Here is a 13350-nt window from a genome sequence, read left to right as displayed (position 1 = left end):
GGACGATAAATGGCCAAAGCACGCACGCATCAGCCGGACGATCTATTTTTCGCTGTGCAGGATTAACATAACATTACACTGCACAGTGTAGTTTCTAGGTTGCATCAAAGCCGATCACAAGTAAACTACCGAGTGTAATTTTCCTCTGCCTCCTGCCGAAGCGTACTTATGACAGCTCCACAGCGCCTCACCGACCGAAAACGCGAAGCCATTATTCAAGCGGCGATTGCCGAGTTCCGTGCCAACGGTTTCGACATCACCAGCATGGACAAGATTGCGGCCACCGCCGGCGTGTCGAAGCGCACGGTGTACAACCACTTCCCGAGCAAGGAAGAGTTGTTTGCCGAAATACTCAATCAACTTTGGACACGGCTGACGGCAGTACAAGAAACGTCCTACCGACCTGACCTGCCTCTGCGCGATCAGATGCGCCTGATGTTTCAGGCGAAATTGCAGATGCTCGGCGATGACAATTTTCTCGATCTGGCGCGGGTGGCCATCGCCGCCACCATCCATTCTCCCGAGCGCGCGCAGAACATGGTCGCCAGAATGGGCGAGCGTGAGGAGGACCTGACCGTATGGATCCGCGCGGCTCAGTTGGACGGTCGATTGAAACCGGTCGATCCCGCCTTTGCCGCCCAACAGGTCCAGGGAATGCTCAAGTCCTTTGCGTTCTGGCCGCAGATTTCCATGGGGCTGCCGGGCCTGTCACCGGAGATGCAGACCACCGTGGTGGAGTCGGCGCTGGATATGTTCCTGGCCTGTTATCAAGTCTGCGAAAAGTGACAATTTCCGCCGCTTACCCTTCATCGGTCAGCTCTGAATAAGTCAGTGCAATGTGTTTCAGAATGAAACTGGCGCTGGGGCTATAGTGAGCCTCAGTCCCAGCGCCATGCAGAGAGCATCATGACCACCCCGACCACCGAAACCACGTCCACCGCCCCTGTCGACCACCTGCGCTTTCACCGCCCTCACGCCCACCTGGCACCCACCTTCGGCAACGACAAATTTGCCCTGCGCGCCGAAGCCTTCGCGCGGTTCTTTGGCACGCCGACCTTTCTCGGCGCGCAGACGCTGATCGTGGTGCTCTGGGTGTGTCTCAATATCTTTGGCGTGACCCATTTCGACGTCTACCCGTTCATCCTGCTCAACTTGGCGTTCAGCCTGCAATCGGCTTACGCCGCGCCGCTGATTCTGCTGGCCCAGACCCGTCAGGCGGCGCGCGACAAAGCGCAGTCGGAAGCCGATGCGCAGCACCGTGAGGCCATCGCCGTGGCCAACAGCGAACGTCAGGCCGAAGCCGCAAAAAACACCGCGCAACTGATGGAATTGCTCGAACAGAACACCCGGCTCACCGAGATGACCAAGACCCTCACCGAACGCATTGAAAACCTGACCTCGGAAATGCATCAGCACTTCGTGCGCAAAGAACCACCAAAGCCTTAGCATTCGCTCAGGGCAATCGCAGTGCCCGCCCCAACTCATCAAACAGTGTCACCACCGAACACAACGCACGGCAGTCCGGGCGGGTCAGCAACCAAAGCGCGGTGTCGTAACCGTGCAACGGACCGGTCAGCGGCTGCAACGTATCGCCGATCAAAAAATCCGGCAAGGCCGCGACCCCTAACCCAGCTCGCACCAGCTCGGTCACCGACAGCATGCTGTTGCAGCGATAGGCCGGTGTGACGCCCGGCAAGTGCTGACGCCGCCAGGCGACGGTGGGATGGTCGGGGAGAAAATCGTCGGGGGCGATCCAGGTCAGCGAGGCCAGGTCTTCAGGGTCAACAGGGTTCAGGTACCCCGCGCTGGCACACACCCGATAGGAAATATCCGCCAGACGTCGACCGACCAAGTGCTCTGGCGGTGTACGAGTGAGGCGCAAAGCGATGTCGGCATCGCGGCGGCTGAGGTTGGCGAAGTCGTTGGAGGTGCTCAACTCAATGGTCAGCGCCGGGTATGACGGCATGAACTGCGCCAGCGCCGGCAATAGTAAGCCTTGCAGGACCGAGTCCGTACAAGTCAGGCGCACGGTGCCGCTGATCACTTCCCCGCCCTGTTCCACACCAATTCGCGCTGCGTCCAACGCTTGTTCCGCGCGTTCGGCCTGCTCGGCCAGGGTTTGCGCGAGCGTGGTCGGCAAGTAGCCGGCGCGGCTCTTTTCGAACAGTTGCTGACCCAGTGCCGCTTCCAGTCGGCGGACGGCACGAAACACCGTGGAAACGTCGACTTTCAACAAGCTCGATGCCCGGGCCAGAGAGCCGCCGCGCACCAAAGCGAGAATCAGGGCCAGGTCGGGATAGTCGAGCCGATAGTGCGTAGCTGCATTGATCACTTGGGATAACGCCAATATTGATTGCGTGAACGCCAATCTATAGTGGGTACCAGGAATCAACAAGCATCGAGATCACTCATGGAAACCAGCGCCATCCGCATCGCCCTGATCGGTGACTTCGACCCTCAAGTCACCGCCCATCAAGCCATTCCCGTCGCCCTCGGCATGGCCGCCGAACAGCTGAACCTGAACGTGCAATTCCAATGGTTGGCCACCGACCACATCAACACGGATGCAGCGCTGGAGGACTTCGACGGTTTATGGTGCGTGCCCGCCAGCCCTTACCGCGACATGGACGGTGCGTTGCGGGCGATCCGTTTTTCCCGGGAGCAGCAGCGACCGTTCCTCGGCACCTGTGGCGGGTTTCAACATGCGGTATTGGAGTTCGCCCGACATGTTTTGGGTTGGGAAGATGCCGAACATGGCGAAACACATCCTGATGCCGCGCGTGCGCTCCTGACGCCGCTGGCCTGCTCGCTGGTGGAAGCCGTCGACAGCATTCACCTGCTAGAAGACTCGTTGATCGCCAACGCGTACGAAACGACTGAAATAAGCGAAGGATATCGCTGCCGCTTCGGTGTGAACCCCGCGTTCAAACGTGAGTTATTGACCCAACAGCTGTGCGCCGTTGGCCATGATTCGCAGGGGGATTTGCGGGCGGTGGAGCTCAAAGGTCATCCGTTCTTCGTCGCCACGCTATTCCAGCCGGAACGCGTAGCGCTCAAAGGCATTCTGCCGCCGCTGGTCCGCGCCTTCATCAAGGCTTGCGTGAGGCAGACAACATGATCGCGACGACGCCTTACTACGCAGTGATTTTTACGTCTTTGCGCACTGAAGGTGATCAGGGTTACGCCGAGGCCGCTACGCGCATGGTGGAACTGGCCCGTGAACAGCCGGGCTTTTTGGGCGTGGAGTCGGCCCGGGGTGAGGATGGGCTCGGGATTACGGTTTCGTATTGGGCCAGTGAAGCGGCGATTCTGGCGTGGAAACATCATCCCGAGCACAGTGAGATTCGTGAGCGTGGGCGCTCGACCTGGTATTCGGCGTGTCATACGCGGGTTTGCAAGGTTGAGCGGGATTATCGGTTTCAGCTGTGAAAATTGCGGTGTCCTTTCGGCCGCCTTCGCTGGCAAGCCAGCTCCTACATGGGTTCTGCGTCGTACACAAAACCAATGTAGGAGCTGGCTTGCCAGCGAAGGCGGCCAAACAGTCACCCCAAATCCATCAACCCCGCACAAGACTCCTGACCGCCGCTATCTCCGGCACTTCCCGCCGCTGCATATACACCCGCAACGGCTCGGTAATGTTGATCCGCTCATCAATGTTCTGATCCAACAGCAACTGAATCATCTCGCGCTTGAGCGTCATGGCCTGTTCCGGCCCCGGCGCCCAGACAAACTCACTGACCGGAATAATGCCGTCATCGGCCACGTCCATGCCGAACGCGTCTTCGCTGAATCGAACGATGTAATGGCCAGTCTTGCGATTGAGGCCGACAAAGCCGTTGAGTTGGTCGGCGGCCTGGCAGATGAGCTCGGAAGTGATGCGCATATAAACCTCACAAAAGGTCGTTAACGACCGGTGATCGATGGTTTACACGCAAGGGAAACGACGCGGGTTTCCCTCTGCCGGGGAAACTGCCGTGACCAAGAGTACTGCAAAGCAGCGCACAACTGCGCTGAAAAAAACTGCTTTAAACATGTTTATGTCGGTCTGGCGATAGCGCTGGTAACGCTCAGTTGTTAAAAGAGACGTCTTTGAAAATCTCTCTGCGAAAGGATCTCGACATGCCGGTTACCTTCACCAAAAGCGCCCTGCTGCTGAGCCTGATGCTCGGCCTCGGCCAGGCACAAGCCGCCAACGAGCCGGCCCCGAACGCTCTGGCCAGCCGTTTGGGCATTCCGCACCCGGCGGTGATCGCCCACCGCGGCGCCTCTTTCGATGCACCGGAATCCACCGCCGCCGCCTACAAACTGGCCCGCGACCTTGGCGCCGATTATCTGGAGATGGACTTGCAACGCAGCAAGGACGGCGTGCTGTTTGCCCTGCACGACAACAACCTGCAACGCACAACCGACGTTGCCAGCAAGTTCCCTGATCGCAAGGACAGCCTGGCCAACGAATTCACAATCGCCGAGCTCAAAACCCTCGACGCCGGCAGTTGGTTCAACACGGCTTACCCGGATCGCGCACGCCCTTCCTACGCGGGTCTGAAAATCCTGACCCTGGACGAAATCATCGACATTGCCCAAGGCAACCCGCTGCACAAGCCAGGCTTGTACATCGAGACCAAGGAGCCGAAGCAATTCCCCGGCATCGAGCGCAACCTCAAGGACAAGTTGCAGGACCGTGGCTGGCTGAGCCCGGCCGGTTCGAAACTGGCGAAGAGTGATCTGGCGGTTGGTCAGGGCAAAGGCAAAGTGGTGCTGCAAACCTTCGAAAAAAGCAGCCTAGAACTACTGCAACAAGAAATGCCGAAAGTGCCGAAGGTCCTGCTGTTGTGGGTCGGCGAAGGCAGCATTGAGCCGCAATCCAAGGTGACGTTCGCCGAGTCCGGCGACAAGGACAAAGCCACCTACTACGCCAAACAAGAGCCGAAAGACAAAGCCGAATTCCAGCAATGGGTCGAGTACGCCAAGGCCCAAGGCGCCATCGGCACCGGCCCTTCCGCCGCGCTGAGCCAGGGCGGCGATCAGAGCTATTCGGACCTGGTGAAACCGTGGATGAACCAATTCACCCACGATCAGGGTTTGTTGGTGCATGTGTACACCATTGATGATGCGGTGGATTACCAGAAGGTGATGGAGGCTGGGGTGGATGGGATTTTTACCAATCGGGCCAGTGAGTTGTTGAAGTTTTATAAGCGGCCGGCAGCGGGGACTGTTGCGCAGTTGCTGCAGAATAATGGGTATTGATTCGGGACCGGGGTGCGGCCATCGCTGGCAAGCCATGCTCCTACAGGAGCGGGCTTGCCAGAGATGGCTTTCGGGAATTAAGGATGAATTAAGTTGCCACCGCTAATCTGGCCCCACTTAAACAGATCAATCCAAGGAAAGAACCTCATGAAAACCCTGACTGCCCTGTTCACCGCCGCTGCCCTGACCCTCACCGCCGGCCTGGCCCAGGCGGATGTTCGCGTCGATCAGATCCCTGAGCTGGTCAAGAGCGGCACGATCAAGCCACTGGAAGAAATGAACCAGGCAGCGCTGAAACTGCATCCTGGGGCCACCATCACCGACACCGATCTGGACAACCACTTCAACGGTTTCGAATATGAAGTGGAGCTGCGCACCCCGGATGGCAAAGAATTTGATGTGGACTTCGATGCCACTACAGGCAAAGTCCTGAGCAACAAACTGGACACTTGATACACACCTCAATAGCCGCACGATTTACCAATCGTGCGGCTTTTTTGCATCTCTCTGCGCATGACAGGCAGCCCCGAGTAAGCGGATCACGCAGCCGTCAGTAGAACCGCTGTATCACCGCCATCAACCTGTCACAAAACCGTCAAAAATCCTTGCAATGATGCCGCTCAAGTGAACCTGTAAAACCCGCGACAGGCGCCTCCCTTGCGAGCACTCATGAACCACAGCATCGACCAAAGCCATCGCGATACGGACCTGTTTGGCCTGCTGTACGGTTTCGTTTTTCGCCCCGGTGAACGCGGTCGGGAGATTGATTCCGCCAGGGCGTTGCAATACCTGCAACAACCCGACGACAGCGACGAATTCCTCTGGCTGCATTTGAACTTGGCCCACGCCGCGTGCGAGCGCTGGATGAAGAGTCACCTGGAGTTGCCGGACGAGTTTTTCGAAGCGTTGCACGAAGGCTCGCGCTCGACGCGCATCGAGCATGTGGATTCGGCCTTGCTGGCGGTGGTCAACGATGTGGTGTTCAACCTCAGCAGCATGATCTCCTCGGATGTCTCGACGCTGTGGGTGTGCGCCCGCAGTCGGCTGATCATCAGCGCGCGCCTGCAACCGCTGCACTCGGTGGACAAGCTGCGCTCTTCGGTGAAGGCCGGTGAATGTTTTCGCTCGCCGCTGGAGTTGCTCGTGCATCTGCTACGCGATCAGGGCGAAGTGCTGACGCAAATCGTGCGCAAGACCAGCCAGAGCGTCGATCAGATCGAAGATGAGTTGTTGTCGTCGCGACTGTCGACCAACCGTGCCGAACTGGGCGCCAACCGTCGAGTGCTGGTGCGTCTGCAACGCCTATTGGCGCTGGAGCCGGGTTCGTTGCTGCGCCTGCTCAATCGTCCGCCGCAATGGCTGCAGAAGGAGGACGTCAAGGAACTGCGCAAGTCCACCGAGGAGTTTGCGTTGATCATCAACGACCTCACGGCGCTGGGTGAGCGGATCAAACTGTTGCAGGAAGAAATCGCCGCCAACCTCAATGAGCAGAGCAACCGCACCTTGTTCACCCTGACGGTGGTGACGGTGTTGGCGCTGCCGATCAACATCATTGCCGGTTTCTTCGGCATGAATGTCGGCGGGGTGCCGCTGTCGGGTGACCCGCAGGGGTTCTGGATTCTGGTGGCACTGGTCGCAACGTTTACCGTGATTGCGGGACGTTGGGCCTTTCGTAAGCGCCAGGATTATTGAGCACACCCACATTAGGTGATGCTCCCTATTTCAACCCAAGGATGCCGGGTTCAGATCAGCGGACAACGAAAAACCCAAAACCCTGACTTGGAGCAGTCCCCCTGTAACAAATAGGAACGACCATCACTGACATTCCCCCCTCCTCAGGATTGTTCGTGATGGCTTCTGCTTCCTTCCCCGCCAAAGCTCAGGCACCCGCCAGCAGCGCCAGGCCACAGTTCGACAAAAAACACAGCGCGTTCACGCTGGTGATTTTTTTCGGCGTGCTGGCCATCGGCTTGCTGTTCACCGCTTATAGCCTGATGCGCGACGTGAAAGAAATCGGCACCGTGGTGACCACCTGGACCCCGTATTTGCTGCTGGGCGTGGCGCTGCTGATCGCCCTCGGCTTTGAGTTCGTCAACGGTTTCCACGACACCGCCAACGCCGTGGCGACGGTGATCTACACCAACTCGATGCCGCCGAATTTCGCGGTGGCCTGGTCCGGGTTCTTCAACTTCCTCGGCGTGCTGCTGTCCAGCGGCGCGGTGGCGTTCGGCATCATTGCCCTGTTGCCGGTGGAACTGATTCTGCAAGTCGGCTCCTCCGCCGGTTTCGCCATGATCTTCGCCCTGTTGATCGCCGCGATCCTGTGGAACCTCGGCACCTGGTGGCTGGGCTTGCCGGCCTCGTCTTCGCACACGCTGATCGGCTCGATCATCGGCGTCGGCGTAGCCAATGCCCTGATGCACGGCCGTGACGGCACCAGCGGTGTGGACTGGGCACAGGCAACCAAGATCGGTTATGCGTTGCTGCTCTCGCCGCTGGTCGGTTTTGGTTTCGCCGCCTTGCTGTTGCTGGCCCTGCGCGCATTCGTCAAGAATCGCTCGCTGTACAAGGCCCCCGAAGGTAACACCCCGCCACCGTGGTGGATTCGCGGCATGTTGATTGTGACCTGCACCGGCGTGTCGTTTGCCCACGGCTCCAACGATGGCCAGAAAGGCATGGGCCTGATCATGTTGATTCTGGTCGGCACACTGCCCATGGCCTACGCGCTGAACCGCGCCATGCCGGCCGACCAGGCGCTGCAATTTGCGGCGGTGGCCGAGGTGACCCAGCAAGCGCTGGTCAAGGCTGCGCCGCAACTGGCCCCGGCCGACCCGCGTCCGGTGCTGTCTGACTACGTGCGCAGCAAGGAAGCGACGCCGCAACTGGTGCCGGCGCTCGCCGCCCTCACCGGTAGCATCGGCGCTCAGGTCAAGGGTTACGGCTCGCTGTCCCAAGTACCGGCCGAGGCCGTGGGTAACGTGCGTAACGACATGTACCTGACCAGCGAAACCATTCGCCTGATGGACAAGAACAAGGTCGGCAACTTCGACGCCGACACCAGTGCCAAGCTGCAATTGTTCAAACAGCAGATCGATAACTCCACGCGGTTTATTCCGCTGTGGGTCAAGATCGCCGTGGCGATTGCGCTCGGCTTGGGCACCATGGTGGGCTGGAAGCGCATCGTGGTAACGGTCGGCGAGAAGATTGGCAAATCCCACCTGACCTACGCTCAGGGGGCCTCGGCGGAAACCGTGGCCATGTTGACGATTGGCGCAGCGGATATGTTCGGCCTGCCGGTGTCGACCACCCACGTGTTGTCGTCGGGTGTGGCCGGGACCATGGTTGCCAACGGTGGCGGTTTACAAATGACGACCATCCGTAACTTGCTGATGGCCTGGGTGCTGACCTTGCCGGCGGCGATCCTGCTGTCGGGCAGCTTGTACTGGTTATTCACCCAACTGTTCTGATCGGCCCGACACAGGAAATTGAAAACCGCGGGCTGATCATCAGCCCGCTCAACACGTTCATCCTTCGCAAACAGCGCGCGTCACCATCCGCTCCCGCACCACGTCGTATACCCAGTGGTAGATGTACGTGTACGGCAGGAAAAACAGCAGCACACCGATGTCGAGCAGGAACGCTTCCCACAGGCCGATCTTCAGCCACCAGGCAATCAGCGGCACACCGACCGCGACCAGACCACCCTCAAACAGCAACGCATGGATAACCCGGACCCACGCGGTGTGAGCCATCTCGTAGCGCTTGAGCACGCGGTCGAACAAGCCGTTGAAAACCACGTTCCAGGCCAGGGCCAGGGCCGCGATGGCCATGGTGACGACGCCCATGTCGAGCATCGGTTTGTCCATGATCCAGGCCAGCAACGGGGTACAGATCAGGATGGCCAGCAGTTCGAAACCGACGGCCTGGAAAATACGTTCAGTGATGGATTTTTTGACGCTCATGGCCAGACTCCTCTGAGTGACTGTGGTTGCCATGATCCCTCGCCACACCGATACTTCATAACCAATAACCATCGATCAAGGCGATAGTTCATGGCCTCTCACGAAGTGTTGCTGGCCTTTGTCCAGGCGGCGACCCAAGGCTCGTTTTCCGCAGCGGCGCGCAAATTGGGGCGCAGCCAGTCGACCATCAGCGCGGCGGTGGCCAGTCTGGAAATCGATTTGAACCTTGTGCTGTTCGACCGCAGCAGCCGCAAACCCAGCCTGACCCCGGCCGGGCATGTGATGCTGCAACGGGCCGAGGAGATTCTGGCCGCCACCAGTCGGCTGGAAATCACCGCCAGCCAGCTGTCACAAGGCGTCGAGCCAAAACTGACCGTGGCGATTTCCGACACCTATCAATCCGATCGCTTCGAAGTCGCGCTCGGTGCGTTCGAGCAACGCTACCCGGACCTGGAACTCGAATGCCTGATTGCCGAATGCGATGACTTGATTGCACTGGTGCAACGGGGTCGGGCGCAGGTGGCCTTCGCTGAAATGCAGGACAGTTATCCGCCGGATCTGGTCAGTTCGACCGTCGACGAACGCACGGACATCGCGCTGTTCGCCTCCCCTGCGCATCCATTGGCGACACTCGATCATATCGATCAGGACGTACTGCAACAGCACCGTGAACTGCGTCTGGCAACCATCGTCAATCCGTATGAAAGCCGGGCAAAGGGTCGCGTCTGGTCGGCGCCGAGCTATTTGATGTTGCTGGAAATGGCCCAGGGAGGATTCGGCTGGGCGCCGTTGCCACGGTGGCTGGTGGAGCGGTTTGGCAAGGGCTCGTTGCAGGAACTTCAGGTGCGCGGCTGGCCGAAACCGGTGTTTGTCGATGCGCTGTGGTCGCGCCAGCATCCACCGGGGCCGGCGGGGAGTTGGCTGCTGAGCAAGATGCTGGAATGAAGGTCCTTCGGCCCTTATCGCGAGCAGGCTCACTCCTACAGGATTGGCGCTAACCCTGTAGGAGTGAGCCTGCTCGCGATGAGGCCAGTCAGATCACATCACTCCAAAGCCTTGATCCGTGCTTCGAGAAACCGCCGCTCCGGCACTTGCTGCGTCAGCTCCAGCGCCCGTTCATACGCCGCCCGCGCTTCCTCCACCCGTCCCAACTGCCGACAAAACTCTGCCCGCGCCGAGTGGGCCAAGTGGTACTCCAGCAATTCGCCCCGATTCAAAATCGCCTCAACCAACGTCAGCCCCGCCAACGGCCCATCCCTTCGGGAGATCGCCGCCGCGCGATTCAACTCGATCACCGGCGAAGGCACTGCCGCCAGCAGCACGTCATACAAACCGACGATCTGCTGCCAGTCCGTTTCCGCCGCCGAGGGCGCTTCGGCATGCACGGCCGCAATCGCCGCTTGCAGGCCATACGGCCCGAACTGTCCAGTGGTCAGCGCCGATTCCACCAGCGCACACCCTTCGGCAATCATCCCGGCGTCCCACAACGAACGGTCCTGCTCATCCAATACAATCAACTCACCGTCAAGCGACGTCCTCGCCCGGCGCCGAGACTCATGCAGCAACATCAACGCCAGCAGCCCTTTCACCTCCGATTCCGGCAATAAATCCATCAGCAATCGCCCGAGCCGAATCGCCTCGCGCGTCAAATCTTCACGCGTCACTTCAGCACCGATGGACGCCGAGTAACCTTCGTTGAACACCAGGTAAATCACCCGCAAAACGCTGTCGAGGCGCTCGGGCAATTCCGCCAGTGTCGGCACTTGATAAGGGATTTTCGCATCACGAATTTTCGCCTTCGCCCGCACGATGCGCTGAGCGATAGTGGCGGGCGCCGAGAGAAACGCCCGGGCGATTTCTTCAGTGGTCAGGTCGCAGACTTCGCGCAAGGTCAGTGGCACTTGAGCGTCCGCCGCAAGTGCCGGGTGACAGCAGGTGAAGATCAGGCGCAGGCGATCGTCTTCCACGTCTTCTTCACTCCATTCGACCTGTTCCAGCGCCTCGGCCTGCGCAATCAGCAGCGGCCGGGACGCGGCAAATCGCGCGCGCCGGCGCAACACATCAATCGCCTTGAAGCGCCCGGTGGACACCAGCCAGGTGCGCGGATTATCCGGCACGCCGTCACGCTGCCAACGCTCCACCGCAACAAAAAAGGCCTCGTGCAGGGCCTCTTCGGCGAGGTCAAAATCGCCGAGCAAACGAATCAGCGTCGCGAGAATCCGCCGCGAGTCTTCGCGGTAAACCTGCTCGACCCGGGCCTGCACCGAGGCGCCAGGCATCAGTGCGGCATGCCTTCGGTGACCAGTGTTTCCTCGATCAAGCGACTGATGGATAACTGGAGTTTGGCAGTCTTTCTTTCAGCCGATTGCGGACTCATGCAGGCCCCCTTTTTGGTCGTTGTCATTCAAGCATTCAACTGGCGAACGGGACGCACCTCGACACAGCCGACGCGGGCCGCCGGGATGTTGCCGGCGACCTGGAGCGCTTCATTGAGGTCCCTGGCATCGATCAGGTAGAAGCCGGCCAATTGCTCCTTGGTTTCGGCAAACGGGCCGTCGGTGATCGACATCTTGCCGTTACGCATGCGCACGGTGGTGGCGGTCTGCACCGACTCCAGCGCCTCGGCCGCGAGCATGCGGCCACCACTCTGAATCGACTCAGCGTAGGCCATGCACTCGGCGTCGTTCGGGCTCTCGGGCAGCGAGTGCAAGGTGTGCTCGTTGCTGTAGACCAGGCATAGGTATTTCATGTGGCTCTCCTGAATCGAACGAATCAACTATGGCTGCAGATTGACGCGTTGGCGAAATTCCCGACGATCAGGGCTCCAGATTGAAGATCGTGGTACCGCTGACCATGTCGAACGGGGCCGACCAGTGTTCATGGACGATGCGCCATTGCCCGGCGTCGCGGCGGTAGCAGGCGGTCACCCGCATCCAGCAGGCCTGGGTTTCGCCCTTGTCGTTGGTGCCACCGCAATGGGCCAGCCAATGGGCGAAGGCGATGTGCTCGTCCGCCACGATGTTCATATGGTCGAAGTCAAACTTATGCGGGCCCTGGCACATTTCCATGCACTCCAGCCAATGCGCGCGGTAGGCGGCCTTGCCCCGGAATTGCAAGGCCTTGACCGCGTCGTAGGAGACGATGTCCTCGGCGTACAGGGCCATGATTCTTTCGACATCCTTGGAGATGACGGCCTGGCGATAGGTGTCGATCAGGGTCTGGATTTCGTGTGTAGCGCTCATGGTGGTTCTCCGTGGTTTTTGTTGTGAAGACACCCTTAGTCGTTCGGCAAAAAACCAAATCGACAACTGAAATAAAAATAATCCATCGACGCAAACTCGCTAGAATTCGAGGCTCATTCGTGTTGGAAAAAGGACACTCCAGTGACAACCCGACTCGTGCCTTACGAAAGCCTGAACGCGCGCCAGCGCCAGCAGGTCGAGGCCATCGAAGTTCACAAAGAACAAATAAAATTCAGCGGCGACATTCACGGAGCGTTGCACTCCCTGTTGTCCAAACCCGGCCCCGGTGTCAAAGGATTTGCGCTGCTGGTCGAGGACGTTCCCGTGGCTTTCCTGCTGCTCAAGCGCCCGCCGGTGCTGCCGGCCTGGGCCGATGAACACAGCGCCACCCTGCATGCGCTACAAGTCGACCAACGCGCTCAAGGCAAAGGGTATGGCAAAGCCTGCCTGCAAGCGCTACCCGAGGTCGCGCGTCAGGCGTTTCCGGAAATAAAGGGGCTGGAATTGTCGGTGGATGCGGACAATGAGCCGGCTATCGCGCTTTACACAAAGTTCGGCTGGGTCGACAGGGGTGAAGCGTACAAGGGGCGGATTGGTTATGAGCGGCGAATGGGTCTGGTTTTCTGAGATAGCTACTGACCCACCGCCAAACCAATGTAATTGGATGGACTCGCCCACGCCGAGGCGTCAATGCGCCACGGTGGCAGTCTAAGAAGCCAACGGCAGCGAGGGCGAGTCCATGAAAAAGAATACGACGCTTAAACAGTCCCTGTCTTCAACCGATGTGTCGGCCTGTACGACAGTGGCGGTCGATCTTGCCAAGCAGGTCTTTCAGGTCGCAGGCGAAGACGCTCTGGGCCAGGTGCTTTATGAAGAACGCCTCAAATCGCGTGAAGCTT

Annotated in this window: 16 protein-coding genes and 1 pseudogene; 11 read left to right on the top strand and 6 right to left on the bottom strand. The window is 59.4% G+C overall.

The window, feature by feature from the left end; translation table 11 throughout:
• Positions 1-168 precede the first annotated feature (168 nt).
• Positions 169-786, top strand: coding sequence for a TetR/AcrR family transcriptional regulator (locus AC1DWM_RS22245; protein ID WP_223519480.1), 618 nt, complete (start codon positions 169-171; stop codon positions 784-786).
• A 120-nt stretch (positions 787-906) separates the two neighbouring features.
• The gene (locus AC1DWM_RS22240; protein ID WP_477796122.1) at positions 907-1446 is read left to right on the top strand and encodes a DUF1003 domain-containing protein; all 540 of its coding nucleotides are present in this window, start codon (positions 907-909) and stop codon (positions 1444-1446) included.
• 7 nt (positions 1447-1453) lie between these two features.
• Here AC1DWM_RS22240 and AC1DWM_RS22235 read toward each other — a convergent pair whose 3' ends face one another.
• Positions 1454-2395, bottom strand: a complete 942-nt coding sequence (locus AC1DWM_RS22235) for a LysR family transcriptional regulator (protein ID WP_477796121.1) — start codon at positions 2393-2395, stop codon at positions 1454-1456.
• 15 nt (positions 2396-2410) lie between these two features.
• Between AC1DWM_RS22235 and AC1DWM_RS22230 the strand changes: the two genes are divergently transcribed.
• Together AC1DWM_RS22230 and AC1DWM_RS22225 are read left to right on the top strand one after the other, a co-directional pair.
• Complete coding sequence (locus tag AC1DWM_RS22230) at positions 2411-3118, top strand: CTP synthase C-terminal region-related (seleno)protein (RefSeq protein ID WP_477796120.1); 708 nt, start codon at positions 2411-2413, stop codon at positions 3116-3118.
• On the top strand, positions 3115-3429 hold the full coding sequence (locus AC1DWM_RS22225; RefSeq protein ID WP_477796119.1) for an antibiotic biosynthesis monooxygenase family protein: 315 nt from the start codon (positions 3115-3117) through the stop codon (positions 3427-3429). Before AC1DWM_RS22230 ends, AC1DWM_RS22225 begins: the two co-directional genes overlap by 4 nt.
• Positions 3430-3556: 127 nt before the next feature.
• On the opposite strand, the gene AC1DWM_RS22220 is transcribed toward AC1DWM_RS22225, so the two are convergent.
• On the bottom strand, positions 3557-3883 hold the full coding sequence (locus AC1DWM_RS22220; RefSeq protein ID WP_477796118.1) for a DUF2025 family protein: 327 nt from the start codon (positions 3881-3883) through the stop codon (positions 3557-3559).
• A 236-nt stretch (positions 3884-4119) separates the two neighbouring features.
• On the opposite strand from AC1DWM_RS22220, the gene AC1DWM_RS22215 reads away from it, so the two are divergent.
• The 4 genes from AC1DWM_RS22215 (at position 4120) to AC1DWM_RS22200 (ending at position 8714) form a co-directional block, all read left to right on the top strand.
• Positions 4120-5247, top strand: a complete 1128-nt coding sequence (locus tag AC1DWM_RS22215; RefSeq protein ID WP_477796117.1) for a glycerophosphodiester phosphodiesterase — start codon at positions 4120-4122, stop codon at positions 5245-5247.
• Between the two features lie 147 nt (positions 5248-5394).
• Positions 5395-5700: a PepSY domain-containing protein gene (locus tag AC1DWM_RS22210; RefSeq protein WP_477796116.1), complete on the top strand. Its 306-nt coding sequence runs from the start codon at positions 5395-5397 to the stop codon at positions 5698-5700.
• A 216-nt stretch (positions 5701-5916) separates the two neighbouring features.
• Positions 5917-6939, top strand: a complete 1023-nt coding sequence (locus AC1DWM_RS22205) for a transporter (RefSeq protein WP_477796115.1) — start codon at positions 5917-5919, stop codon at positions 6937-6939.
• Between the two features lie 158 nt (positions 6940-7097).
• Complete coding sequence (locus AC1DWM_RS22200) at positions 7098-8714, top strand: inorganic phosphate transporter (protein ID WP_477796114.1); 1617 nt, start codon at positions 7098-7100, stop codon at positions 8712-8714.
• A gap of 57 nt (positions 8715-8771) precedes the next feature.
• Here AC1DWM_RS22200 and AC1DWM_RS22195 read toward each other — a convergent pair whose 3' ends face one another.
• Complete coding sequence (locus AC1DWM_RS22195) at positions 8772-9209, bottom strand: multidrug/biocide efflux PACE transporter (protein ID WP_477796113.1); 438 nt, start codon at positions 9207-9209, stop codon at positions 8772-8774.
• 90 nt (positions 9210-9299) lie between these two features.
• Between AC1DWM_RS22195 and AC1DWM_RS22190 the strand changes: the two genes are divergently transcribed.
• A complete protein-coding gene (locus AC1DWM_RS22190; RefSeq protein ID WP_223519459.1) occupies positions 9300-10154 on the top strand; it encodes a LysR family transcriptional regulator in 855 nt (284 codons plus the stop codon).
• Positions 10155-10252: 98 nt separating this feature from the next.
• Here the strand turns inward: AC1DWM_RS22190 and AC1DWM_RS22185 are convergent, their stop codons facing one another.
• The 3 genes from AC1DWM_RS22185 to AC1DWM_RS22175 form a co-directional block, all read right to left on the bottom strand.
• The gene (locus AC1DWM_RS22185) at positions 10253-11488 is read right to left on the bottom strand and encodes an RNA polymerase sigma factor (protein ID WP_477796112.1); all 1236 of its coding nucleotides are present in this window, start codon (positions 11486-11488) and stop codon (positions 10253-10255) included.
• Positions 11489-11613: 125 nt separating this feature from the next.
• Complete coding sequence (locus AC1DWM_RS22180) at positions 11614-11958, bottom strand: YciI family protein (protein WP_007945386.1); 345 nt, start codon at positions 11956-11958, stop codon at positions 11614-11616.
• A gap of 67 nt (positions 11959-12025) precedes the next feature.
• Complete coding sequence (locus AC1DWM_RS22175; protein WP_477796111.1) at positions 12026-12451, bottom strand: YybH family protein; 426 nt, start codon at positions 12449-12451, stop codon at positions 12026-12028.
• A gap of 141 nt (positions 12452-12592) precedes the next feature.
• Here AC1DWM_RS22175 and AC1DWM_RS22170 point away from each other — a divergent pair, with 141 nt between their 5' ends.
• On the top strand, positions 12593-13078 hold the full coding sequence (locus tag AC1DWM_RS22170) for a GNAT family N-acetyltransferase (protein ID WP_223519453.1): 486 nt from the start codon (positions 12593-12595) through the stop codon (positions 13076-13078).
• Between the two features lie 157 nt (positions 13079-13235).
• A pseudogene (locus AC1DWM_RS22165) lies at positions 13236-13350 on the top strand (IS110 family transposase); the annotation flags it as partial.

The sequence above is a fragment of the Pseudomonas sp. P4_C8 genome (assembly GCF_056401975.1).
The sequence above is the reverse complement of the archived record's forward strand: the minus strand, read 5'-3'. Positions and strand labels throughout refer to the sequence as shown.